General features: G+C 64.4%; 24 protein-coding genes and 2 pseudogenes. 14 read left to right on the top strand and 12 right to left on the bottom strand.

What is annotated here, in order from left to right; genetic code table 11:
* Window positions 1-29: 29 nt before the first annotated feature.
* Both BKG76_RS13640 and fadD2 read right to left on the bottom strand, forming a co-directional pair.
* Complete coding sequence (locus BKG76_RS13640) at window positions 30-1,310, bottom strand: saccharopine dehydrogenase family protein (RefSeq protein WP_070938107.1); 1,281 nt, start codon at window positions 1,308-1,310, stop codon at window positions 30-32.
* Window positions 1,311-1,316: 6 nt separating this feature from the next.
* Window positions 1,317-2,987, bottom strand: coding sequence for a long-chain-fatty-acid--CoA ligase FadD2 (fadD2, locus tag BKG76_RS13635; RefSeq protein WP_070938106.1), 1,671 nt, complete (start codon window positions 2,985-2,987; stop codon window positions 1,317-1,319).
* A 154-nt stretch (window positions 2,988-3,141) separates the two neighbouring features.
* Here fadD2 and ligD point away from each other — a divergent pair, with 154 nt between their 5' ends.
* Window positions 3,142-4,338 (top strand): non-homologous end-joining DNA ligase, encoded by a 1,197-nt coding sequence (gene ligD / locus BKG76_RS13630; RefSeq protein ID WP_083338114.1) that lies wholly within the window; start codon window positions 3,142-3,144, stop codon window positions 4,336-4,338.
* Here the strand turns inward: ligD and BKG76_RS13625 are convergent.
* The 5 genes from BKG76_RS13625 to BKG76_RS13605 form a co-directional block, all read right to left on the bottom strand.
* Window positions 4,335-4,730, bottom strand: coding sequence for a hypothetical protein (locus BKG76_RS13625; RefSeq protein WP_070939214.1), 396 nt, complete (start codon window positions 4,728-4,730; stop codon window positions 4,335-4,337). The two genes, ligD and BKG76_RS13625, sit on opposite strands and share 4 nt — an antisense overlap.
* A gap of 127 nt (window positions 4,731-4,857) precedes the next feature.
* Complete coding sequence (locus BKG76_RS13620; RefSeq protein ID WP_070938105.1) at window positions 4,858-6,741, bottom strand: acetoacetate--CoA ligase; 1,884 nt, start codon at window positions 6,739-6,741, stop codon at window positions 4,858-4,860.
* The gene (locus tag BKG76_RS13615; RefSeq protein ID WP_070938104.1) at window positions 6,731-8,371 is read right to left on the bottom strand and encodes an AMP-binding protein; all 1,641 of its coding nucleotides are present in this window, start codon (window positions 8,369-8,371) and stop codon (window positions 6,731-6,733) included. The genes BKG76_RS13620 and BKG76_RS13615 overlap by 11 nt, the downstream gene beginning before the upstream one ends.
* A 124-nt stretch (window positions 8,372-8,495) precedes the next feature.
* Entirely contained in the window at window positions 8,496-9,323 is an 828-nt protein-coding gene (locus BKG76_RS13610) for an HpcH/HpaI aldolase/citrate lyase family protein (RefSeq protein ID WP_070938103.1), read from the bottom strand.
* The gene (locus BKG76_RS13605; RefSeq protein ID WP_070939212.1) at window positions 9,320-9,811 is read right to left on the bottom strand and encodes a MaoC family dehydratase; all 492 of its coding nucleotides are present in this window, start codon (window positions 9,809-9,811) and stop codon (window positions 9,320-9,322) included. Before BKG76_RS13605 ends, BKG76_RS13610 begins: the two co-directional genes overlap by 4 nt.
* Window positions 9,812-9,963: 152 nt before the next feature.
* On the opposite strand from BKG76_RS13605, the gene BKG76_RS13600 reads away from it, so the two are divergent.
* Window positions 9,964-10,722, top strand: a complete 759-nt coding sequence (locus BKG76_RS13600; RefSeq protein WP_070938102.1) for an IclR family transcriptional regulator — start codon at window positions 9,964-9,966, stop codon at window positions 10,720-10,722.
* Here BKG76_RS13600 and BKG76_RS13595 read toward each other — a convergent pair.
* Window positions 10,719-11,591: a LysR family transcriptional regulator ArgP gene (locus BKG76_RS13595; RefSeq protein WP_070938101.1), complete on the bottom strand. Its 873-nt coding sequence runs from the start codon at window positions 11,589-11,591 to the stop codon at window positions 10,719-10,721. The two genes, BKG76_RS13600 and BKG76_RS13595, sit on opposite strands and share 4 nt — an antisense overlap.
* Before the next feature lie 71 nt (window positions 11,592-11,662).
* Between BKG76_RS13595 and BKG76_RS13590 the strand changes: the two genes are divergently transcribed.
* The 10 genes and pseudogenes from BKG76_RS13590 to BKG76_RS13545 all read left to right on the top strand — a co-directional run bounded on the left by BKG76_RS13590 (window position 11,663) and on the right by BKG76_RS13545 (window position 18,734).
* Window positions 11,663-12,259 (top strand): LysE/ArgO family amino acid transporter, encoded by a 597-nt coding sequence (locus tag BKG76_RS13590; RefSeq protein WP_083338035.1) that lies wholly within the window; start codon window positions 11,663-11,665, stop codon window positions 12,257-12,259.
* Between the two features lie 76 nt (window positions 12,260-12,335).
* Window positions 12,336-12,800 (top strand): annotated as a pseudogene (locus BKG76_RS13585) (DUF4334 domain-containing protein); the annotation flags it as partial.
* Complete coding sequence (locus tag BKG76_RS13580) at window positions 12,797-13,864, top strand: NAD(P)-dependent alcohol dehydrogenase (RefSeq protein ID WP_070938100.1); 1,068 nt, start codon at window positions 12,797-12,799, stop codon at window positions 13,862-13,864. The pseudogene BKG76_RS13585 and the gene BKG76_RS13580, both read left to right, overlap by 4 nt.
* A 41-nt stretch (window positions 13,865-13,905) precedes the next feature.
* A complete protein-coding gene (locus BKG76_RS13575) occupies window positions 13,906-14,451 on the top strand; it encodes a TetR family transcriptional regulator (RefSeq protein WP_165611535.1) in 546 nt (181 codons plus the stop codon).
* A gap of 69 nt (window positions 14,452-14,520) precedes the next feature.
* Complete coding sequence (locus BKG76_RS13570; RefSeq protein ID WP_070938099.1) at window positions 14,521-15,501, top strand: ABC transporter substrate-binding protein; 981 nt, start codon at window positions 14,521-14,523, stop codon at window positions 15,499-15,501.
* Window positions 15,501-15,890: a hypothetical protein gene (locus BKG76_RS13565; protein ID WP_070939209.1), complete on the top strand. Its 390-nt coding sequence runs from the start codon at window positions 15,501-15,503 to the stop codon at window positions 15,888-15,890. The genes BKG76_RS13570 and BKG76_RS13565 overlap by 1 nt, the downstream gene beginning before the upstream one ends.
* A gap of 10 nt (window positions 15,891-15,900) precedes the next feature.
* Entirely contained in the window at window positions 15,901-16,614 is a 714-nt protein-coding gene (locus BKG76_RS13560) for a queuosine precursor transporter (RefSeq protein ID WP_070938098.1), read from the top strand.
* Between the two features lie 39 nt (window positions 16,615-16,653).
* Window positions 16,654-17,289 (top strand): 5-oxoprolinase subunit B family protein, encoded by a 636-nt coding sequence (locus tag BKG76_RS13555; protein ID WP_070938097.1) that lies wholly within the window; start codon window positions 16,654-16,656, stop codon window positions 17,287-17,289.
* Entirely contained in the window at window positions 17,286-18,161 is an 876-nt protein-coding gene (locus BKG76_RS13550; RefSeq protein WP_070938096.1) for a 5-oxoprolinase subunit C family protein, read from the top strand. The genes BKG76_RS13555 and BKG76_RS13550 overlap by 4 nt, the downstream gene beginning before the upstream one ends.
* A 21-nt stretch (window positions 18,162-18,182) precedes the next feature.
* On the top strand, window positions 18,183-18,734 hold the full coding sequence (locus BKG76_RS13545) for a GNAT family N-acetyltransferase (RefSeq protein WP_070939208.1): 552 nt from the start codon (window positions 18,183-18,185) through the stop codon (window positions 18,732-18,734).
* A gap of 53 nt (window positions 18,735-18,787) precedes the next feature.
* Here BKG76_RS13545 and BKG76_RS25450 read toward each other — a convergent pair.
* The 3 genes and pseudogenes from BKG76_RS25450 to BKG76_RS13535 all read right to left on the bottom strand — a co-directional run.
* Window positions 18,788-19,351, bottom strand: a pseudogene (locus BKG76_RS25450) (VC0807 family protein); the annotation flags it as partial.
* A gap of 48 nt (window positions 19,352-19,399) precedes the next feature.
* Window positions 19,400-20,068: a VC0807 family protein gene (locus tag BKG76_RS13540; RefSeq protein WP_070938095.1), complete on the bottom strand. Its 669-nt coding sequence runs from the start codon at window positions 20,066-20,068 to the stop codon at window positions 19,400-19,402.
* Between the two features lie 20 nt (window positions 20,069-20,088).
* Window positions 20,089-20,748 (bottom strand): VC0807 family protein, encoded by a 660-nt coding sequence (locus BKG76_RS13535; RefSeq protein WP_070938094.1) that lies wholly within the window; start codon window positions 20,746-20,748, stop codon window positions 20,089-20,091.
* A 244-nt stretch (window positions 20,749-20,992) separates the two neighbouring features.
* On the opposite strand from BKG76_RS13535, the gene BKG76_RS13530 reads away from it, so the two are divergent.
* Complete coding sequence (locus BKG76_RS13530; RefSeq protein ID WP_070938093.1) at window positions 20,993-21,421, top strand: Hsp20/alpha crystallin family protein; 429 nt, start codon at window positions 20,993-20,995, stop codon at window positions 21,419-21,421.
* 27 nt (window positions 21,422-21,448) lie between these two features.
* On the opposite strand, the gene BKG76_RS13525 is transcribed toward BKG76_RS13530, so the two are convergent.
* Entirely contained in the window at window positions 21,449-22,417 is a 969-nt protein-coding gene (locus tag BKG76_RS13525; RefSeq protein WP_070938092.1) for an acyl-ACP desaturase, read from the bottom strand.
* Between the two features lie 356 nt (window positions 22,418-22,773).
* Here BKG76_RS13525 and BKG76_RS13520 point away from each other — a divergent pair, with 356 nt between their 5' ends.
* Entirely contained in the window at window positions 22,774-23,526 is a 753-nt protein-coding gene (locus tag BKG76_RS13520) for a cutinase family protein (RefSeq protein WP_407937651.1), read from the top strand.
* Window positions 23,527-23,609 lie beyond the last annotated feature (83 nt).

Genomic DNA, 23,609 nt, shown 5'->3' with positions numbered 1-23,609 from the left:
ACCCACTCCAATCTTTCAGCGGAGAAAACCTAGAGCCGTTCGACTTCGACCGTGACACCTCGGGCCGCACGGAGCCGTTTCAGCAGCGGGTCACCCATGGCAGCCGCAGGTGTCAAAACCCCTAGCCGGTCTGGTAATTCGCTGCGATCCAGCGCCAGCGTCAGGCCGCTCTCGCCGAGCAACACGGCGGTCGCCTTGTAGCCGGGGTCGCCTTCCTGGGCGATGATCGCCCGGTACCGCACACCCTCGGTTGTGGTGGTGTAGGTCTCGACGCGGTAGTGGCCCCGTTCGCGGGTACGTTCACTCGGTCCGGTTCCCGGCTTCGGAAGCAGCCTTTGGGCAATGAATTTGGGCATCGGAACGCGAGTGCCCAGTCCGAAACCAACCGTCAGCGCTCCGGTCACGGCCGCCGCGGCGACGGGGGCAATCACCGAGCTACCCAAACTCATCGTCTCGCGGTACCGCATCCGGGTTCCGTACGCCCAGTCCAACAGCGCATTGCTACGCCGCACGATCCGGGTGTTGACGGGCCCCATGAAGAACGCGCCGAGCCACTTGCCCGACAGCTCGGGTGCGATGGATTCACCTCGGAGTGTTTGGAATTCACGCTGGTGCCCCACCTCGGGTTCGGCCGGACGATCGGGGCTCAGCGAGTAGGGGTCCTGCGCGTTGCGGCGCACCTCAGGATCTTCGGCGCTGGCCTCCATCACCTCGACCATCGACGCGGCCGTGCCACCACTGACACCACCGCGGAACTTGCTCAGCACATAGGTGGTGTTGAGCAGCTCGCCGGTACCGTCGTCCTGCGCCTGCCGGTACAGCGCGTACACGCTCAAATCCGATGGAATGGAATCGAATCCGCAGCAGTGAACGATCCGAGCACCCGTATCTGCGGCCTGCTTGCCGTATACGTCGATGCTCTCCCGGACGAAGTTGACCTCGCCGGTCAGGTCCGCGTAGTCGGTGCCTGCCTCGGCGCACGCCGCTACCAACGGCAGCCCGTACTTGGTGTACGGCCCGACGGTGGTCAGGACCACCCGCGTGGACGCCGCCATCGCCGCCAGCGTCGACGGACGGCTGGTATCGGCTTCGATCAGCGGCCAGTCGCGCGCCGCCGGACCGCAGGTATCACGCACGGCGGCAAGCTTGTCGGTGCTGCGACCGGCCAGTGCGATCCGCGCACCGGTGGCCTCCACCCGTCCGGCCAGGTACAGCGCCGTCAGTTTCCCGACGTATCCCGTCGCCCCGTAAAGCACGATGTCGTGGTCCCGAGACGCGGATGAGCCGTTTACGTGAAGACCATCGGACACGGTCGCCTATACCTCCAGCTCGCGCAGCTGACGCTTGAGAATCTTTCCGGATGGGTTGCGCGGCAAGATGTCCAGGAAGACGACATCGCGCGGGACCTTGTACCGGGCCAGGTTGTCGCGCACGTAGGCACGGATACCGTCGGCGTCCACCGTGGACTCGGGGTGGCGAACCACGAAGGCCCGCAACCGCGCTCCCCACTCCGGGTCATCGACACCCAGCGCGGTCGCCTCGACCACCTCGGGATGACCGCTGATGAGGTCCTCGACCTCGGCGGGGAAGACATTCTCACCGCCCGAGACGATCATCTCGTCGTCGCGGCCGGACACGTAGAGCAGCCCGTGCTGGTCGAAGTAGCCGACGTCGCCGCTGGACATGAGTCCGTCGATGATCTGCTTGTGGCCACCGCCGGTGTAGCCGTCGAACGGGATCGCGTTGCTGACGAAGATTCTGCCGACGGTGCCCTGCGAGACGGGTTTGCCTTCGTCGTCAAGGATTTTCACGGTCGCACCCTTGACGACGGGACCCACCGTGGACGGGTTGATGGCCAGATCCTGCGGCCGCGCGATGGTGGCGAAGGCGACCTCGGTGGATCCGTACAGGTTGTAGATGACCGGGCCCAGAGTGTCCAGGGCGCGGGACGCGAGCTCGCCGCCGAGCTGCGATCCCGACACGAAAACGATACGCAGCGAGGACAAGTCGGGTTTGGCGGGCAGCTCGTCGAGAGCGTTGAGGAGGCGGTTCAGCATCACCGGCACCACCACGATCGCGGTCACCTTGAACTTCTCGATATCGGTAAGCACGTTCTCGGGCTTGAACTTCCGGTGCAGGATGAGCGTGCATCCCAACGTCAACGCCAGGCTCTGGTGTAGGTAACCCAGTGCGTGGAACATCGGCGCGGGTACCGAGGTCACCTCCCCCGAGCGGAACGGCACATGCGAGAACATGCCGCCGACGGGCGCCAGGGTCAGCGCCAACTTGCGCGGGGCACCCTTCGGCGTGCCGGTGGTGCCGCTGGTGAGAATCACCAACGACGAGTACTTCGACGGGCGCGGCGCCGGCGAGGTGCTGTTGCGCTTGATCACCGACGCAATGGTCTCGTCATCGGAGGCCGGCTGGTCGGGATTTTCCGGGTTAGTCGGCAAGGCCATGATCCGGCCCAGCTCGGGGCTGTACCCGTCCAGGAACTCGGCGTACTCGGCGTCGTAGAGGAGGACGCGGGCGCCTTCACGCTCGGCGACTTCCTTGGTCTGCGGGCCGGAGAAGTCTGTGTTGAGCAGGATCACCCGCGCACCGGCACGGTGAGCGGCGTAGTTGGCGATGATGAACCAGCGGTGGTTGCGCGCCAGGATCGCAACCCCGTCTCCGCCCTTGATACCGAGCCGATTCAGGCCGTGTGCCAGGGCGTTGACAGCGTCATTCAGCTCGGCATAGGTGAGCGAGCCCTCGTCGTCGATGATCGCGGTCCGCGACGGGCTGCGGTGGGCGCCAAACGCCGGTACCGCGCCGATTTCACCGAAGCGATAGAAGTCGCGGACGATGCCGGCGAGCACGTTCGGCGGGTCCAGTTTGAGCATGCCCGCCTCGATGACTTTGCGGAGATAATGCAGCTCAGCGCCACCGCGCTTCGCAAGAGTCTGAAGTTTCGAGAAGAGCGGCCGTTCGGCGGTGATCGACATGATCAACAGCCTATGTGACCTCCCTCTCAGTGGTACACCCAACCGGTCGGTCGGGGGCCTGTCACCAAGTACGCCCAGGAAAGTCGGTCTGCAGCCCTACGATGACGCCATGCCGGATGGTCTTCGCGTGAGCGGCTCATCCAAAGCCGACCTCGTGCTGCAGGTCGCGGGACGCGATGTCACCATCACGCACCCGGACAAGGTTGTTTTTCCCGATACGGGCATCACCAAGGCCGACCTCGTCGGCTATTACCTGGATGTCGCCGACGGGGTGCTGCGCGGGGTGCGGGACCGGCCAATGATCCTGAAGAGATTCGTCAAGGGCATCTCGCAGGAGGCGATTTTCCAGAAGCGTGTGCCCGAGAAGCGTCCGGATTGGATCGCCTCCGCCGAACTGCACTACGCGCGCGGGACGTCCGCCCGGGAAGCCGTCGTCACCGAGGCGGCGTCGCTGGCATGGGTGGTCAACCTGGGGTGCGTGGATCTCAATCCGCATCCGGTGCGTGTCGACGACCTGGACCATCCCGATGAACTGCGTATCGATCTCGATCCGGTGCCCGGGGTGCCGTGGAGCCAGATCCTCGATGTCGCGTTCGTGGTGCGCGAAGTACTGGAGGATCACGGGCTCACGGCCTGGCCGAAGACGTCCGGTTCGCGCGGCTTTCATATCTATGCTCCGGTGGCCCCGCGGTGGACGTTCCGGGAGCTGCGGTTGGCCGCCGAGACGGTGGCCCGCGAGGTGGAGCGCCGCGCCCCGGAGCTGGCGACCAGCCGGTGGTGGAAGGAGGAACGCCACGGAGTGTTCGTCGACTTCAACCAGAACGCGAAGGACCGCACCGTCGCCTCGGCCTATTCGGTGCGGGCGACCCCGGACGCCCGGGTGTCGACGCCACTGCGCTGGGACGAGGTGGCGAGTTGCCGCCCTTCGGAATTCACGCTGCACACGGTCCGGGAGCGGTTCGCCGATATCGGCGATCCGTGGGAGGGCATGGATGTGGAGAGGGAGGCCGCCACCGGGACGCTGGATCGGCTACTGGAGTTGGCCGCCGAGCTGGGGCCCGCCGAGAAGGCACCGAAGGGCGTCTCCCGAGATGGGCACCGTCAGTCGACGATGCCGCTCATCGAAATCGCGCGGACCAAGACCAAGCCGGAAGCCCAGGCAGCACTTGACGTCTGGCGTGACCGCTACCCGAATGTGACTGAATTCCTTGAACCACAAGATATTCTGATCGACGGCATGCGCGGACCGAGTTCGGTCTGGTACCGGGTGCGGATCAACCTGGTGCATGTTCCCGACGCGCAGCGGCCGGAGCAGGAAGAACTGATCGCGGACTACTCGCCGTGGGGCTAGGCTTCGGGCACCGGTAGGGCTGCCAACGAAGCGGCCCCCATCACGACAGCCGAAAGGGCCACCGCGGTGCCGAGGGTCGCGGTGGTCTTACTGAGCTCGCCTCGACGGCCGGCCGCGACCAGGACCGCCGCATCAACGGCATCGGTCAGCACGTTCAGCTTCAGAAACGTGGTGGCGTCGGTGAATGCGCCAAGACGCGACAAACCAAGCGCCAGCATCGCGTTCCGAATGCCAAACATGCGGCCCATGGGTATGGCAGGCGTTCCGGAGGCCTCCATGCGGAAAACGCGAGCGAACACGTTCGGCGTAAGGAGACTGCCCGAAGCGACGAGCGAGCGCCCCACAATCAAAAGCTTCAAGGGCAGCGGGTAGTCCGCAAATCGTGTTGCCATGGAATCCTCCTCGTTGAGTTCCGCCCATAACGCCCTGCAGTGCAAGGCAATCAGCACATCGGGCAGATGTATACCGATTGGTATACTAGGTCGAAGCCACGGGCCGCGCAAGAGCTGTCGGCCATCACTACCAGCCGTGGTCACGTCCCCGTGCGCGGTACCAGTCGATGAGGTCGGGGTCGTCGATCGACCGGGGATCCAGTGACACGTCGGCGCGCCCGGCCAGCACACCGCAGATGGGGACCTCAAGCTTTTTACCGGTTCGGGTGTGCGGAATCCCGGGAGCCTCGATCACCTCGTCGGGAACATGCCGGGGCGACAAACGAGTACGTATCTCCCGCGCGATCCGCGCTCCCAGATCCTCATCGAAGGTGTGGCCTGGTGCCATGGTGACGAACAGCGGCATCCAGTAGGCGCCGTCAGGACCGTCGACACCGAGCACGAATCCCTCGGCGATCTCGTCCATCGATTCCACGACCTCGTAGATATCTGCCGAGCCCATCCGGATTCCGTTGCGGTTCAAGGTCGCATCGCTGCGACCGTGGATCACCAGCGATCCCCGCTCGGTGACGGTCACCCAGTCGCCGTGCCGCCAGACTCCGGGCGCGCGCCCATCGGCCCATTCGTGCTCGAAATAGGCGGCCCGATAACGCGAGCCGTCGGGATCGCCCCAGAATCGAATCGGCATGCACGGCATGGGCTGCAGGATCACCATCTCGCCGACCTCCGCGATGAGGGACCGACGATCGGGTGACCAGCTGCGCAGGTCCACCCCCAGGTAGCGGGCGGGTAGCTCACCGGGGTGCGCGGGCACTCCCGGCGTACCGCCGGCGAATGCCGTGCAGACGTCGGTGCCGCCCGATAACGAGGACACCGTGACCCCGATATTCCGGCCTGCCCAGTCGAACAGATCGGAAGAGAGCGGAGACCCGCTGCTGCCCAACGTCTTCAGCGCACTCAGGTCATGCCTGGACGACGGCTCCAGTCCCGCCTTCTTGGTCGCCTGCAGGTGCCCGGGGCTGGTACCGAAGTAGCTGACCTTCTCCGCTTCCAGTAGCTCCCACAACCGATCTGCGTTGGGGTACAGCGGGTGCCCGCTGTAGCAGACGACGGTGGCCCCCACCAGAAGCCCGGCCAGCCGAAAGTTCCACATCATCCACGACAGCGCGGTCTGCCAGAAGAACACATCGCCCGGGCCCAGATCACAGTGCAGCCCCACGCCCTTGAGATGTTCCAGCAGCATGCCCCCGTGGCCGTGCACAATCCCCTTGGGCCTGCCCGTGGTGCCGGAGCTGAACAAAACCCAGATCGGATGATCGAACGGCACCATCTCGACCACCGGGTCATCACTGCCCGTGGGCAATTCGACCATCAGCGCGGGGTCCCCAGGTAGCAGACGGTGCAACTCGGCGGTGTCGGCTTCCTTGTCCACCCAACGACCGTTGTATCGGTATCCGGAGCCGGAAATGAGCACCTTGGGATTGAGCTGCCCCAGCCGCGCGGCGGCCCCCGCAGGGGCGTAGTCCTGGCCGCATCCCGCCCACACCGCGCCGACAGCCGCCGTGGCCAGGAAGGCCACCAACGCATCGGGCACGTCCGGCAGATAGGCGGCCACGCAGTCGCCGCGGCCCACACCGAGACGACGCAGCTCCGCGGCCACCGCACCAATCCGGCCCGGCAACTCCCGCCAACTAATCTCGGTGCGCTCCCCCGCCTCGTCCACACCCACGATCGCGGGCCCGTCTTGATGCGTGTGGCGCAGCACCAGATCCACATAGTTCAGCTCGGTGCCCGGAAACCATTGCGCCCCAGGCATCACGGGATGGACCAGCACGCCCTCATCACCGTCACGCAATCCGTGCCCCGGCACCTCGAAGAACTCCCACAGTGCGCGCCAGAACTGCGGAACAGACTCGACCGACCAGCGCCACACATCTTCGTAGCCGTTGTGTGGCAACGTATACCGCTGCGCCACATGCTCGACAAATCGTTCGTAGGTGCTACTGCCCATGTGTCCGGCCCGGCTCTCGCAATCCCAGAAGTTCCATGGCCTGCTCTCGTATGTCGATCTTGCGTACCTTTCCGGTCACGGTCATCGGGAAGCTGTCGACGACGTGCACGTAGCGCGGAATCTTGTAGTGGGCGAGGCGCCCCGACGCGAAGGCGCGGATGGTGGCGGCGTCGAGCACCACGCGGTCCGCACGCGTCCGGACCCACGCGCACAGCTCCTCGCCGTACTTCTCGTCGGGTACCCCGACAACCTGGACATCCTCGATGTCCGGGTGGGTGAGCAGGAACTCTTCAATCTCGCGCGGGTAGATGTTCTCGCCGCCGCGTATCACCATGTCCTTGATCCGCCCAATGATGGTGCAGTATCCGTCTTCTCGCATCACCGCGAGGTCTCCGGTGTGCATCCAGCCGTCAGCGTCGAGCACCTCACGGGTGTGCTCCTCGTCGTTCCAGTACCCGAGCATCACGGAGTAACCGCGGGTGCACAGCTCACCGGACTGCCCGCGCTCCACCGTTTCCCCGGTGTCGGGATCGACGATCTTGACCTCGACATGCGGATGCACACGTCCGACGGTCGCGGTACGGCGATCCAGATCGTCATCGAAGAGCGTCTGGCAGGAGACCGGCGAGGTTTCCGTCATGCCGTACGCGATGGCGACTCCCGTCATATGCATTTCGTCGATGCACCGCTTCATCACTTCCACGGGGCATACCGAACCCGCCATGATGCCCGTCTGCAGCGAGGACAGGTCGCGCCCCGCGAATTCGGGGTCCGCGAGCATCGCGATGAACATGGTCGGTACCCCGTACACCCCGACGCAACGCTCGCGTTCAATGGCGTCGAGAGTGCGCGCGGAATCGAATCCCGGTGCCGGCATCACGATGGTGGCACCGTGGGTCGTACAGCCGAGGTTGCCCATCACCATCCCGAAACAGTGGTAGAAGGGCACCGGGATGCACAGTCGGTCACCGGCTTTGAGATGGATCGACTCGGTCACGAAGTAGCCATTATTGAGCACATTGCGGTGTGACAGGGTCGCACCCTTGGGATATCCCGTTGTCCCCGAGGTGTATTGAATGTTGATGGGATCGGTGTTGGACAGCTGCGACATCCTGCGACGCAGCGCGTCCTCGGAGACCCGGTCGGCTCCCGTCACCAGGTCCGTCCAATCGGAGGTGCCGATGAACAGGACGTCCCGCAGGGCCGGGACATCCGGGCGTACCTGGCTCACCATGGCCACGAAGTCGGAGGACTTGAACGCGGTGGCGCAGATCAGCGTGCGGACGCCCGACTGATTGAGCGCATAGGCCAGCTCGTGGGTCCGGTAGGCCGGATTGATGTTGACCAGAATCGCCCCGATCTTGGCCGTGGCGTACTGCACCTGCACCCATTCGGCGCAATTCGGCGCCCAGATTCCGACCCGGTCACCCGCGGCGACATCCAGCGCCATGAGTCCGCGTGCCACGCGATTGATCTCGGCGTCGAGCTCGCGATAGGTCCATCTGCGGTCGCCCGAGACGTCGACGAGGGCATCCACATCGGAGTGGGTACGGGCTATCCGCTCGAAGTTTTCCCCGATCGTCTCCTCGAGGATCTGGCACGCCGACGACCCGGCGTCATGGGACTTCATCGTCTCGTTTCACCACCTGCACTGCTGCTTACCCGGCACCGATAGACGGGACGGATCGAGGAAAACTCTAGTGAGCGCACCGAGCCGACACTCTGGATTCCGGTGCGCGGTAACCGAATGTTTCTCACCCGGGCTGGCCACCGGTCAGGGCATTCAACTGAACGATTCGCTCCGCGCGGCGCAGCACAGGCGCATCGATCATCGCACCCTCGAACTGGAAGACCCCACGTTCCCGCGCGGCCAGCTCAAGCACCCCTCGGGCCCACCGCACCTGCTTATCGGTCGGCTTGTACGCCTCACGAATGACGCTCACCTGGGTGGGATGGATGGCCACCTTGGCGTCGAACCCGACGGCGACGGCGTCATCGGCCTCCGCGCGCAGCCCGTCGAGCCCCTTGATGTCCAGGTACACCGAGTCCAGCGCCATACGCCCGAATGCCTTTGCCGCCAAAAAAGTCTGAGAACGCACGTGCTGGGCGACATCGCGGTAGCTGCCATCTGGCCACCTGTTGTTGGTACCCCACGTCGCGGCGAACAGATCCTCCGCACCCCACATCGCGGCGACGACGTTCGCGGGCCGCATCAGTTCGGCGACGTTGAGCGCACCGAGCGGAGTTTCGACGAGCACCACCACGTTCAGCGGGGCCAGTGCCGCGACGTGATCGGCGTGCTCACTCTTGGCCAGCATCACCGTCGTATACGCGGTCTGTGCGACGGCCTCCAGGTCCAGCGGGTGGTCCGCGGTGGAAGCGGGGTTGAGCCGAACCACCGTCCGAGCGGGATCGAGCGGGGTACTGATCAGCGCATCGCGCGCGGCCGGCCTATCCGCCACGGCCACCCCGTCTTCAAGATCGAGAATCACCACATCGGCTGCCGCGGCTGCCTTTTCAAAGCGCTCCGGGCGGTCTGCGGGGCAGAAAAGCCAGCCGGGCCCGGCCTGTAGCAGCGTCATGACTGCTGCCCTGCGGGGCGCTTGCGCACCATCGTTGTGCGCGAGGCCGCGGCCACCACGTCACCGTGCTGGTTTCTGCCGGTATGCGCGAACGTGACGATGCCTTCACCGGGTCGGCTCCTGGATTCGCGCTTGTCGATCACCTCGGACTCCGCGTACAGGGTGTCACCGTGGAACAGCGGTTTAGGGAACGCGATCTCGGAGAATCCCAGGTTGCCGACGATGGTGCCCTGGGTCAGCTGCGCGACCGACAACCCGACCAACGTCGACAGGGTGAACATCGAGTTCACCAGGCGCTGATTGAACGGTGGTAACGCCTCCGAGAACGCGGCGTCGAGATGCAGGGCCTGGGTGTTCATGGTCAACGTGGTGAACAGAACGTTGTCGGCCTCGGTGATCGTCCGACCCGGTCGGTGCAGATACAGCACGTCGGTCTCGAACTCCTCGAACCACAGGCCACGCTGCTCGACGGTCCGTCTCTCGCCCACAACCACCTCCATGCTCAGTTTGGCGTCCACTTAACGGTGACCCCACCATGGAGTAAAGCTGCACTGCAGAGCAAGGAAGCCGACGACAATTCCCGCCGGATGAACACTAAGACACTCAAACGTCCATTCAGTGGACGCGTACTGTGGGGTGCGTGACCGAGGCCCTCAGCGTGGTACATCGCACGGCGGCGCTGCTGCGTGCGGTCTCGGCAGATACCGGAACCGGCGTGAGCACCACGGAACTCTCCCGCCGCACCGACATCCCGCGGGCCACCGCGCATCGCCTGCTGGAGTCGCTCGCCGCCGAAGGCCTCGTGGAACGCGACGCACGCTCGGGCCAGTGGTTCCTGGGGCCGGAGATCTACGTGTTAGGTGCGGCATCGGCACCCCGCTACAACATCACCGAGAAGGCAGCGGCCGACGTGACGGCACTGGCACGCGAAACCGGCGAGAGCGCTTTCTTCTCCCTACGTCGCGGTGATCACACCGTCGTGCTGCTGGGAGAGGACGGGGACTTTCCGATCCGCTCGCATGTGCTGTACGAGGGTGCACGCTTTCCGCTCGGTGTCGTCTCGTCGGGCATGGCCGTCTTGGCCTACCTGCCCGACGAGGCGATCCACGCCTACCTGGAACGAGCGGATCTGCAGTCCGAGTGGGGCAACGGTTTTCGTACCGACGTCGTCTGGGAGCGCATCGCGGTCACCCGAAAGACCGGCTGGGCCATCAACCCCGGTCAGGTGGTCGAAGGTTCCTGGGGCATGGCCGCCGCCGTGTTCGATACCAGGCAAAACCCCATCGGCGCACTGACTTTGACCGGAATCGAGACCCGGTTCAACCCCGAGCGGCAACCGGTGCTGGGACAACTGCTGCTCCGGCGCGCACACCGGCTCAGCCGCGCCGTGCGGCGCTAGGGGCCACGGTGTAGTGCGGCAGCCGCCTCACGTACCGCAGTCGTGATCGCGTTCAGCGTCGACGATTCGAATTTCCAGTGCTGCCAGTACAACGGCACGTCGAGATACTGTCCCGGAGCCATATCGATGAGCCCGTCACGGTCCAATTGCTCGGGCATCATTCCCCAGCCCAGCCCCACCCTAAGCGCCTCCGTGTTCCCCTCGGTGGTCGGCACGTAGTGTTCCGGAACAACGATATCCCGGCGAAAGAGCCTGCGCAGGAACTGATTCTGGAGGGCGTCGCGTCTGTCCCACCGCATCATCGGCGCCCGCCGCACGGCATCGACTCCCGAGTCGAGCAACCCTCCGGGCAGGTAGCGCTCCGCATACGCGGGCGACGCCATCCCGAAATAGCGCATGGCACCTAATGATTCGGAACGACATCCGGCGATAGGCTTCGGCTCGGTGGTCACCGCCGCCATCACGACACCCGCGCGCAGCAGCTCCGCCGAGTGGTCCTGATCCTCGATCCGGATGTCGATCAGCACCCCATCGGGAATCCGCGTGAGCACCGATCGCAACCAGGTTCCGAACGAGTCGGCGTTCACTGCGATCGCCACCCGTATCGGCGCGCCGTCGCCCATCTCCCGTAACGCCTCACGCTCCAATGTGCCGATCTGGGCGGCAAGCCTCATCAGTGAGGCACCTGCATCGGTTGCCACACAGGGCTTTTCCCGACGAACCAATACCTGGCCCACCGATTGTTCCAGGGCCTTGACCCGTTGACTCACCGCGGAAGGGGTAATGACCAGCCGCCGGGCGGCGGCATCAAAGCTGCCCTCCTCGATGACGGCGGCGAAGGCAACGAGCTGCTGCGAGTCCAGACCCACATTAGGAATTCTAATGCAGACTAAGAATCATTAGCTGGACTGCACAGCGCAGCGATCTTAACGTCGTCTTCGTGACCGTCCTTTTTCTCGGCTTTCTGACCGGGATGTCCCTGATAGCCGCCATCGGCGCCCAGAATGCGTTCGTGCTCCGCCAGGGCATCCGCAGTGAGCACGTCCTGCCGGTGATCGCCGTGTGCATCACCGGCGACTTCCTGCTCATCACGGCGGGGATCGGCGGACTCGGAGGCCTGATCGCCGCGACTCCGAGCCTGCTCACGGTCACCAAAGTGGGCGGCGCGGCGTTTTTGATCGGCTACGGGTTGATGGCCGCCTGTCGTGCCGCACGCCCCGGCACTCTGGTGCCGGCCGAATCCAATCCGGCCCGGCTCGGCGCAGTGTTGTTGACCGCGTTGGCCATTACCTTCCTGAACCCACACGTCTACCTCGACACCGTGGTGTTGCTCGGCTCCCTCGCCAATGCGCACCAGGATGCGCGCTGGGTGTTCGGCGCGGGCGCCCTCACCGCGAGTGTCACCTGGTTTGTCGGACTCGGATACGGCGCGCGGCATCTCGCCGGAGTGTTCCAGCGACCAGGAACATGGCGGGTGCTTGACGGCGGGATCGCCGTGGTGATGACCGCATTGGGCGCCTCATTGCTGCTCAGCTAGGCAAAACTCATCCTTGCCGAACCATTTGGTTCGGTGTTAGCGTCCTTCCCAAACCAACTGACTTGGGAGAGACACGGACGTCGACAAGGCACGCACTCGTTTCGCCGAACTCCGTGGTCAGCGGGACGTCAACCCCGCCGATCTCGACGAGATCTGGGCGGTGCTCGACACCGTCCGCCCCGGCGACATGCTGGGCAGCTGGAAGGGCGATGAGTTCCACACCGGGCACAAGATGAACGGCCAACTGGCGGCGGTGCGCTGGTACGGAAAGATCTTCACGTCCATCGACGACGTCGAACCCATCGTCTGTTACGACGACGACGGAAACCTGTTTTCCAACAACGCCTTGAGCCTGGGTGGCGCGACACTCTGGGATATCGAGTTCCGCGGCGAGGTCACCGGCACCATGGTCTATGACGGTCAGCCCACCTTCGATCACTTCAAGTGGGTCGACGAGAACACGCTGATGGGCATCATGAACGGCAAGCGCCAGCGGGCCAGCGGCAACTACCTCTACTTCCTTCTCGAACGCGATCAGTGAAAGTCACCGCAGCACTGAGCCGCTCGGCCCAGTCCCCGTTCACGCTGGAACAGGTCGAACTCGATGAGCCGCGCGCCGATGAAGTGCTCGTCAAGGTCCACGCCACCGGTCTGTGCCATACGGATCTGACCTTCAAGGCACAGGTTCCGATACCGGCGGTGCTGGGCCACGAGGGCGCGGGAGTCGTTGAAGCGGTGGGCAATCAGGTGATCGGCATCAAACCGGGCGATCATGTGGTCTTGAGCTACCGCAGCTGCGGTCAGTGCCGGCAGTGCGGCGTGGGCGAGCCTGCGTACTGCTCGCGGGCCGCCCGACTCAACCTCTCCGGCTCCCGGCTCGATGGGTCATCGACACTTTCCCAGGACGGAACCACCCTGTTCGGCTCGTTTTTCGGGCAGTCCAGCTTCGCCCAGTACGCACTGGCCGCAGCAGACAACACCGTCGTGATAGATCCGTCTACCGATCTCGCCGTCGCCGCGCCGCTGGGGTGTGGTCTGCAAACCGGTGCCGGTGCGGTGCTCAATGTGCTCGCACCCGAACCTGATTCACGTCTCGTGGTGTTCGGCGCAGGCGGCGTGGGCCTGGCCGCGGTGATGGCCGCCAAGGCGATCGGGGTGCAGACGATCATCGCCGTCGACCCGGTGGCCTCGCGCCGCGATAAGGCCGTCGAGCTGGGCGCGACTCTCACCGTCGATCCGGTGGCCGAGGACGTATCCGCCGTCGCCCGCGGGGCCACGCACGCCCTCGATACGACGGCGAATCCCGATGTCATCGCGACCGCACTCGGCCTGCTGCGACAGCGCGGTGTGCTAGTTCTGGTTGGACTCGGCGCCTCACGCGGAACGATCGACCTCACCGATCTCATGTTCGGCGGCAAGGTGATCCGTGGATGCATCGAGGGCGACGCCAACCCGCACGAGTTCATCCCCGAACTGTTGCGGCTGCACGCACAGGGTCGCTTTCCTATCGAATCACTCATCAGCACCTACCAGGCACGCGATATCGATCACGCCGTCACGGACGCGCGATCCGGTAGCGCCATCAAACCGGTGCTGCTCTGGTGAGCGCCATGCGAGCCGCGGGCCAAGCGACGCACGACAGGATCATGACCGCCGCCAAGGCCGAGTTCACCGAGTACGGCTTCGCCGGCGCACGGCTGAACCGCATCGCCACCAACGCGAACGCGAGCAAGGAGCGGTTGTACAGCTACTTCGAGAGCAAGGAACAACTGTTTGAAGCCGTTGTGGCGCAATGGATCGATGACGCACCGTACAAGGTGCCGCTGCGCGCCGACGACATTCCCGGCTACGTCGCGGGCCTGTTCGACAACATCATCGCTGACCCTCACGGCGCACGGCTACAGCGCTGGATCGAGCTGGAGTCCCCCGAGGGGATGTTCGACAACCACGTATTGCGCCGCATCTTCCAAGCCAAGCTCGCTGAGGTCCGCAAGGGGCAGCAGACCGGGCTCATCGATCCCACATGGGAGCCGAGGAGTCTGCTCATGATGCTGATCGATATCGCCTATTCCATGGCGGCGAGCGGATTCGGCATCGACCGGATTGTCGGCGAACCCTTGGGCGAGGAGATGCTCGCGGATCGTCGCGCGGCCGCCGCCGAGGCGGCACGGCGGCTGGTCTGCCGTTCGTAGGACAATGCCGCGAATCGCAACAGCACCTGGGTTGCGCGCGCCAGCTACTCTCGATGTGTGCCACCTGGGATGATCACTCGCCGCGGACTTCTTGCCGCCGGTGCCGCCCTTGCCGCGGGCAGTGCGCTGGCCGCCTGCTCCAAGGACTCAACCCCCACATCGGAGCGCGACGGCACCGCCGTCATCACGCACGCATTCGGTAAGACTGAGGTCAAGGCCCCGCCGAAGCGCATCGTCAGCGCCGGTTACACCGGCCACGACTACCTGCTGGCGCTGGGAATCATCCCGATAGCGGTTACCGACTGGTATGGCGGCTTCCCCTTCGCAACCTGGCCATGGGCCACAGCGCGGCTCGGTGACGCCACACCCGAAGTGCTCACCCTCACCGACGGGCTGATGGTCGACAAGATCACATCCCTGAAGCCCGACCTCATCCTCGCCGCCGACGCCGGGCTCGACCAGGACACCTACACCAAACTCTCGGAGATCGCTCCGACCATCGCCCAGTCCGGTCGATACGCGTTCTTCGAACCCTGGAAGGACCAGGCCAAGGCCATTGGCCAGGCGGTGTTCAAGCCCGCGGAGATGGACGCCGTGGTTCAGGCCGTCGATAGCAAGTTCGGCTCCGCCACATCCGCACACGCCGGGTTCAAGGACAAGAAGGTGATCTACCTGCAGGGCGAATTGCTCGACGGACAGGCCATCGCCTACCGGTCCGGACCACGCACCGGATTCCTCGCCGGCCTCGGGCTGACCACGCCTGCCGAGTTGGAGACCTACGCCAAGGGCGATCAGCTCGCGCATCTTCCGACCGATCAGCTCTCCACCGTGCTCGGCCAGGCCGACGTGCTGCTGTGGGGTACCGAATCCGATGAGCAGACCGCTGCGCTCAAGACCGATCCCGTGATCACCAAGCTGGGCCCCTCGCTGCTGGATCGCAGCATCTTCACCACCAAGGAGCTGGCCGGGGCCATCAACTTCAGCTCACCGCTGAGCCTGACCTACGTGGTCGACAACCTGGTTCCTCAGCTGGCCCGAATTTCGGGGTGATGACCTACCCACCCGCGCGCCCGCAGCCGTATTGGGCTGACGTCGCGATTCGCGTGGTGGGCGGTGTCATCGGCGCCACCGCCCTCGGCTTCTTCGGGCTGGCGGCATTCATGGTGTTGTCGTCCCGGCTGTCTTCGGATCCGTTCGCCGATCCGCACGGCTACGGCCTGATCTTAGGGATGATGCTCGCCATCCCGTTCGGGCTGCTGGCCGCGGGCACCTTGCCGCTGGCGTTTGCCCGCGGACAGCGGCTGCGCGCCGTGATGATCGCCTTCATCGTGTATCTGGCCGCGGCGGCACTGCTGATCTACTTGGCTGCCACTATGCCCAACCGCCCGCGGCCCTGCGCGACAAATCCACCCGCACCTCAGTGCAAGCACGCACCTTAGACTTCGCGGAATGGCGACAAGCGACATCGAGAAGAGTCCGCAAGAGCAGGTGGTCTTCGCCCAGGTAGGCCGCAGCTACTATCCGTTACTGTCCGCCGTCTTTGTCGGAGTCGTACTTATCTCGAACGTGGCTGCCACCAAGGCAATTGGTTTCGGGCCCGTCGTCGGCAGTTGGTCGCTGATCACCGATGGCGCGTTTGTGCTGTTTCCCCTTAGCTACGTGATCGGCGATGTGCTCAGTGAGGTCTACGGGTATCGCGCCACCAACCGGGTGATCCTGCTCGGGTTCGCGATGGAGGCACTCGCGTGCCTGGTGTTGTGGACTGCCAAAATACTGCCGGCCGCCGAGTTTTACCCCAATCAAGAGGCCTTCGCCACCATCGTGGAAAGCATCACCACACTCATGGTTGCCGGGCTCGCCGGATACCTTGTTGGACAAACACTTAACGCGCTCGTCGTGGTGCGGATGAAGAAGCGCTCCAAGGAACGGCATCTCTGGGCGCGGTTGGTGGGCTCGACCGTCGTCGGCGAGTTCGCGGATTCGCTGGTGTTCTGCTCCATTGCGGCCACCGCGCTCGGTATTCACACCTTCGGCCAGCTGGCCACGTACACGGCGTTGGGCTGGGTCTTCAAGTCGGTGGTGGAGATCGTGATGCTTCCCGTTACCTATCGAGTGATCGCCTACATCAAGCGGAACGAGCCGACTTATACACAGGCGGAATAAATGCGCCCCTAGGCGCAGCCACGGGGGTACCGTCGAAATATGAGTACCGCAACGGATTTGAAGGTGCGGGATCACGGGGATCGGGCGTTACTGCTCGAATGCGCATCCGTGCAGGAAGTGCTGGCGTGGACGTCAGCACTGAATGCCGACCCTATCGACGGCGTCACCGACATCGTTCCCGCCTCCCGCACCGTCCTCCTCAAGCTCCGCGCGCCAGCTGACCAGGCCATAGTTCGTCACCGGCTGACACAGCGCACGGCACCACCCGGCACGCCGGACGACACCGCAGCGCCACCGGTGACCATCCCGGTCCGGTATGACGGTCTCGATCTCGAGGAGGTCGCCGAGCGCACCGGGTTGAGTGTCGACGGTGTCATCGCGGCGCACACCGGAACGGTCTGGACGGTCGGATTCTGTGGATTCTCACCGGGATTCGCGTATCTCGTGGGAGGTGATCCCCGCCTTGCCATCCCCCGCCGCGCCGACCCGCGTACCAAAGTGCCCGCCGGCGCGGTGGCACTCGCCGGTGAATTCAGCGGGATCTACCCACGCGAGTCCCCCGGCGGCTGGCAGCTGATCGGCACCACCGACGCCGTCGTCTGGGATCTCGACCGCAACCCGCCCGCCCTGCTCACCCCGGGCACTCGTGTCCAGTTTCGGGAGGTGACGTCATGAGGCCCACCCTGGAAGTGATGCGCACCGGCCCACTCGCCCTGGTCCAGGACCTCGGCCGCGTCGGCAAGGCGGCCATGGGTGTCGGACGCTCGGGGGCGGCGGACCGCCGTTCGCATTCCCTGGCCAACCGGCTGGTGGCCAATCCCGACAACCTGGCGACCATCGAGGTGACCCTGGGCGGTATGTCATTTCGGGTATCCGGCGACGATGTGGTGGTGGCGGTCACCGGCGCCAATACCGACCCATCCGTCAACGGAATTCCCTTCGGCACCAACAGCATCGTCATGGTCCAGCACGGGGATGTGGTGTCCCTGGGCGCACCACGCAGCGGGTTACGCAGCTACGTGGCGGTGCGCGGCGGGGTCAGTGTGGCGCCGGTGATGGGCTCACGCAGCTTCGACATCATGTCCGGTATCGGCCCCAAGCCGCTGCAGGCCGGCGACAGACTGCCCGTCGGGCCACGATCCCCCTCCTTCCCGGAGGTAGAGCAGGCTCCCGTGGCGACGATCTCCGATGACGTCGTTGAGCTCAAGGTGGTGCCCGGCCCGCGTGACGATTGGTTCGCCGACCCCGATGCGCTGATCCACGGGAACTGGATCGTCTCCGACCGCAGCGACAGGGTGGGTACCCGGCTGATTGGCAAGCCGTTGGAACTGCGCGACCCGGCGCGGCAGCTGCCTAGCGAAGGCGTGGTGCGCGGTGCCATCCAGGTGCCACCCGGCGGCCAGCCCGTCATCCTGGGCCCCGACCATCCGGTGACCGGAGGCTATCCGGTGATCGGAGTGATCACCGATCACGACGTGGATCTGGCGGCCCAGGTGCGGCCAGGACAGTCCGTCCGGTTCTATTGGTCACGACCGCGCATAACTTAGGAGATGTGTGCTGTGTCCAATATGCCAACCGTCCCCGTCATCCGGACGCACACCGCGCGGCTGATTCACACCGCCGATCTGGATAGCGAAACACGTTGCGCGGCACGCGAATTACTCGTAGACGCATTCGAGGGCGACTTCACCGAGGAAGACTGGGAGCATTGCCTCGGCGGAATGCATGCACTCATCTGGTACCACGGCATACTCATCGCCCATGCCGCGGTGATCCAGCGCCGGCTGCTGCACCAGGGGCGCGCACTACGCGCCGGGTATGTGGAAGGCGTTGCGGTAGATAGCGACTGGCGCGGACATGGACTTGGCGCCGCGATCATGGACGCGGCCGAACAAGTCTTGCGGGGCGCCTACGAACTGGGCGCGCTGAGCGCCGGCGACGACGTCGCCGCGTTCTATCGTGCGCGTGGCTGGGTGCCCTGGGTGGGCACTACGCCTGTGATGACCGCCGAAGGCATCGTGCCCGCCACGGACGAGGGCGTGCACGTACTGCCGATGAGCTCCGGAGTCGATCCATCCGGCTCGCTGACCTGCGATTGGCGTAGCGGCGACGGCTGGTGATGGCCGCGGCGGCGCAGGAAGATCCAGATCATCGCGATCACGAACGCCAGCCGCGCGGCACTGCCCACGGCCGCCATGAGCCCGTTGGCCGCCTGCGCGATATCCACCGGGTACCGCAAGATCACGCCCGCCATCACGGCAGCCTGCACCAATTCCAGCGAGCCGACGATCACGCAGAGCCGCACATGCATCCGGTGGTAGGCACGCAAGTCCGCGTCGCTCCAGTGGTGACGTGCCACCCAGCCCGGGCGAATCATGTCGACGATGACCTCGGTGAGCGGTCGTTTCGTCAGGCAGCTACCGACATAGAACAAGCCGAACAGCACCACTGGGACCACGTGAGTGAGCTGTGCCAGCTGCGGTGAGCTGGTCAGCAGCGCGACCACAAGTGTCGCACCGTGCATCAGCATGATGAATCCCGCGACAATGTCGAAGCGCTTGTCCCGCAATGCGGTGTAGATGACGCGTAGCGCCGACACCACCGCCGCGGCCATCAGGGCATGCAACTCCGAAGCGCCCAGCAGGCGCATGCCGTAGTACGTTCCCAGTCCGAGCCCTGCGCTGACCAATGCATGGCCAAGTGTGAATTTCCCTGCACCCTTACCCAACCCACTCACCACAGCGACGGTACCGACGCAATCTGAGAGAGTCTGAGAAAGATCCGCCTACCGGCCGGACAGCGCTCGTTCCTTGCGGCGCAGGTACATCCGGATCGCAACGACAACGCCCACGATGAGTCCCCCGGTCGTAAGCATGGACACCACAGGGTTCACGGCCTGCACCACGTCGACGGAGAAGCTGTAGATGATCACGACCATCAGGGCACAGAACAGCAGGCTGAAGATCCCGCACCAGAAACTGACAAGTACATGCAGCCGGTGGTACGAGCGTTGGTCCTCGTCGGTCCAGCCCTGTTCCGCTGCAAGTTTCTCGACACCGCCGGGCCACAGCTTGGTGACCAGCAGCTCGGTCAGTGGTTTACCGATGAGTGCGCTGACCAGGAAGTACGTAGCCAGCAGCATGCCGGGTACCTCGTTGGTGACCTGCGACAAGCGTGGGTCGCGGGTCAGCCACGCCATGATGAGGCTGACTCCGAAGATCGGCACCACCAGTAGCGAAACCGGGTCGAGTGCCCGCTTCCACGCCATCTTCACCAATGCCTGGGTGGCCGACACCGCGGTCGCGGCCATCAGCGCATGCAGCTCCGAGAATCCGACCAGGCGCAGCCCGAAATAGGCGCACAGCGCCGGTCCGACATTGAGCAGTCCCTCGATCAGCAGCTGCCGGGGCGAGACCCCGCTCTCGGTACCGGGCTGCTCGGTGGTCAAGGACACCGCGCGACTGTATCCGTTCGTTACGCCGCAGGCGAGTCGTACATCACCCGCTGCAGGTAGCGACGGATAACCACAATCATGCCGATGATCAGGCCAATCGTGGTCACCAGGGAGAAGATTTGGTTCACCGCCTGGGCCACATCGACCGAGAAGCTGTAGATGATGACGATCGAGATGGCCGACAGCAGCAGGCTGATGACACCGCACCACAACGTCACGTGCACATGCATCCGGTGATAGGACGTGAAGTCCTTATCGGACCAGTGGTGTTCGGCCGCGATCTCGTCGATTCGCCCGGGCCGAGCTTTGGCGATCATCAACTCGGTGAGCGGTTTACCGACCAGCGCGCTGCCTATCAGAAACAGCGAAAGCAAGATCCCGGGAATGGTGTTGGACACCTGAGCCATGCGCGCGTCAGAAGTGACCAGTGCGATGACCAGGCTGAGCCCGAAGTTGAACATCAGAAAGCCCGACAGCACGTCGAACTTGCGGTTCTTGGCGACCTTGAACAGCACCTGGATGCCGGAAACCACGGTGGCCGCGATCAACGCGTGGATCTCGGGTTGCCCTGCCGCACGCAAGAGGTAGTAGGTCCCGAGGGACGGTCCCACGCTGGCCAGGGCGTGCCGCAGGACGACGCGCGCTGACGCCTTCTGGTTCTCTGCTGGCTGCTCGGGCACGCGGCGAGGCTACCGGGCCAACCTTGGAATTGGCCTCCGGCGCGCAATACCGAAACACCTTGCCTATCGAGGCCTATCGAGATCACCGCACCACTCGACAGGTGGCTCACCGATACTTCCGCGGGCCACGCATAAACCCCGTTCGCCCTGGGCGTACCGAAAATGGAACTTAAGCGCGCGGCGCTCAAGTTTGAAGGAGTGACGGCCGGTCCGAAATTCCGGCCCCGCAGATGAGGAGAGAGCTATGAGCAATCTGGTATGGACACGTCGCGGCCCGTTCGCCGAGTTCGACGCCCTGGTACGCCAGTCCTTCGGCCCGGCGACGAGCTGGCCCACCCCCGGTTTCGTCCCGTCCGCCGAAGTGGTGAAGGACGGAGATGACGCCCTGGTACGCCTCGATCTTCCCGGTGTTGACGTCGAGAAGGACGTCACGGTCGAGGTCGAGCGCGGGAAGCTGGTGGTGTCCGGTGAGCGTCGTGACGAGCGCGCCGAACAAACAGAAGGACGCGTGCTGCGCGAGGTCCGGTACGGGAAGTTCCGCCGTAGCTTCACCCTGCCCAACCATGTGACGGGTGACGCGATCTCGGCGAGCTACGACGCGGGCATCCTGACCATCAAGGTCGCCGGCGCCCACGCCAATGCCGAGGTGCAGAAAATCGAGATCACCAAGTAATCGGAGACGCCAGACGAGGAGCCCGCGCTATCCGGCGTGGGCTTCTCGCTTCTTGGCCTCGCGGGCGAGCATGCGATCGCGCTGTTCTTCGAACTTGACCACTTGGCATTTCAGGTCTTCCACGTAGGCGGCCAACTGGTCGCGACGTGCTTCGCCCTTGGCGGTGAAGTCGTTGCGATCGAAAATGCGCCACTTGCGCAGGTTCGGCGTGACCACCTCTTCGAGATGCTGACGCGGGTCGTAGATGCCGTGCTTGGCCATCAGCACACCGTTACGACGGAAGTTGGGCATGCCCTGCCCGGGCATCCGGAAGTTCTCGATCACCGCGCCGATCGCTTCCAATGCCTGATCCGGAACGAGATCCAGTGCGGCACTGCACATATTGCGATAGAAGATCATGTGCAGGTTCTCGTCGGCGGCCACACGCTGCAACATCCGGTCGGCGACGGGGTCATTACACACCTTGCCGGTGTTGCGATGGCTGACTCGGGTCGCCAGTTCCTGCAGCGTGGTGTAAGCGACCGACAACAGGAAATCGGTTTTGTGTACCGATTCCTCTTCGTCGGTGGCGTCGAAGCCCGCGGTCATGTGCTCCATGCGTGCGCGTTCCAGGGCCACCGGATCCACCCCACGCGTCACGACGAGGTAATCGCGGATGACGATGCCGTGCCGGTTCTCCTCCGCGGTCCAGCGGCCCACCCAGGTCCCCCAGGCGCCATCCAGACCGAAGTATTTGGCCGCCTGACGGTGATAGGACGGCAGGTTGTCCTCGGTGAGCAGATTGGTGATCATCGCCGCTTTTGCGAGCTCGCTCAGCTGCGACTGCTCGGGTTCCCAGTCTTCGCCGCCCATTTGCGCGAAATTGCGGCCCCGATCCCAGGGAACATAGTCGTGCGGATGCCACTCCGTGGTCACAGACAAATGCCGGTTGAGGTTGGCTTCAGCAACGGGTTCCAACTCGCTGAGCATCTCAAGGTCGGTCAACTCTCTTGACATTTCACCTTGTCTTTCGCGTTGGAACCCCGAGCCCACGAACAGGGTAACTTATCTGAGCAATGCCTTGACGTGCTCGTATGTTGCAAGTGATGACAGGCAACTTCCACCCCGACCCCACCGCCGGACGGGCCACCATGCCTGTTTCCGCCGCCACAACTGGGCAACCGCTTGCTACAGACCCGATATTCGAACCGGCTTATCAGCACCATATCCCGGTGAGAGCAACATCACTAATTCGGCCGTGTCGCAACCCCGTCACATATTCGAGCCACTGAGTAGCCAATTCGGGCGCTCGGTACGTTGGATTGGACGAATAGCGCGATTGTCCACGCAGTCCACCACGAAAGGCATAGCGAGTGCGAACCGCAATGTGTCGGGCGGCAGCTGCCGTCGCTGCATTCCCCATCCTGTTCGGCGGCTATGCAATGCAGTCACCGGCGCCGGCACACGCATCGAGCTGCGCCGATATCGACCTGGCATTCGCGCGCGGTACCAACGAGCCGGCGGGACTCGGCGATGTCGGCAAGTCCTTCACCGATGCGGTGAAGAAGCAGCTGCGGGGCGCCAAGGGAATGAGCATCGACACGTACGGGGTCGACTACCCCGCGAGCATCGACTTCCTCCAGGCCGGCAAGGGGTCCGACGACCTGAGCAAGCACATTCAGAAGACGGCCGCCGACTGCCCGAAGATGAAGTTCGTCGTCGGTGGGTATGCCCAGGGCGCGGCGGTGGTAGACGTGCTGCTGGGCAACACCCCGCCGGGGACCTACACCTTCACCAATCCTCTGCCGGCCGGACTGGAAGACCGCATCGTCTCCATCGTGCTCTTCGGGGATCCCAAGAACGTCCGGCCACCCGGCCTCGACCAGAGCCCTTCGATCCGTGAAGACCTGCTGCACAAGGTGATTGACGTGTGCAACCCAGGTGACTTCTTCTGTGACCCACAAGGTGGAGACATCGTCTCGCACACCACCTACGCCAAGGACAAGCTGACCGACGGCGCAGCCGAGACGGTGGTCCAGCGACTGGTCGCGCTACTGGGACACCGCTGCAAGGGTTCCGACGGTCAGGCAACTGACAGCGCCACAACCTGCTCACCCAGCGCGTAACCGGCAGTTTCCCGAAACCCGGTAACTCCCGCCACGAGATTTCACCGGTATCACATGCGCGAACGCCCAGGCGCAGGACAATC

The organism is Mycobacteroides franklinii, assembly GCF_001853795.1.
Lineage (GTDB): Bacteria > Actinomycetota > Actinomycetes > Mycobacteriales > Mycobacteriaceae > Mycobacterium > Mycobacterium franklinii.
The sequence above is the reverse complement of the archived record's forward strand: the minus strand, read 5'-3'. Positions and strand labels throughout refer to the sequence as shown.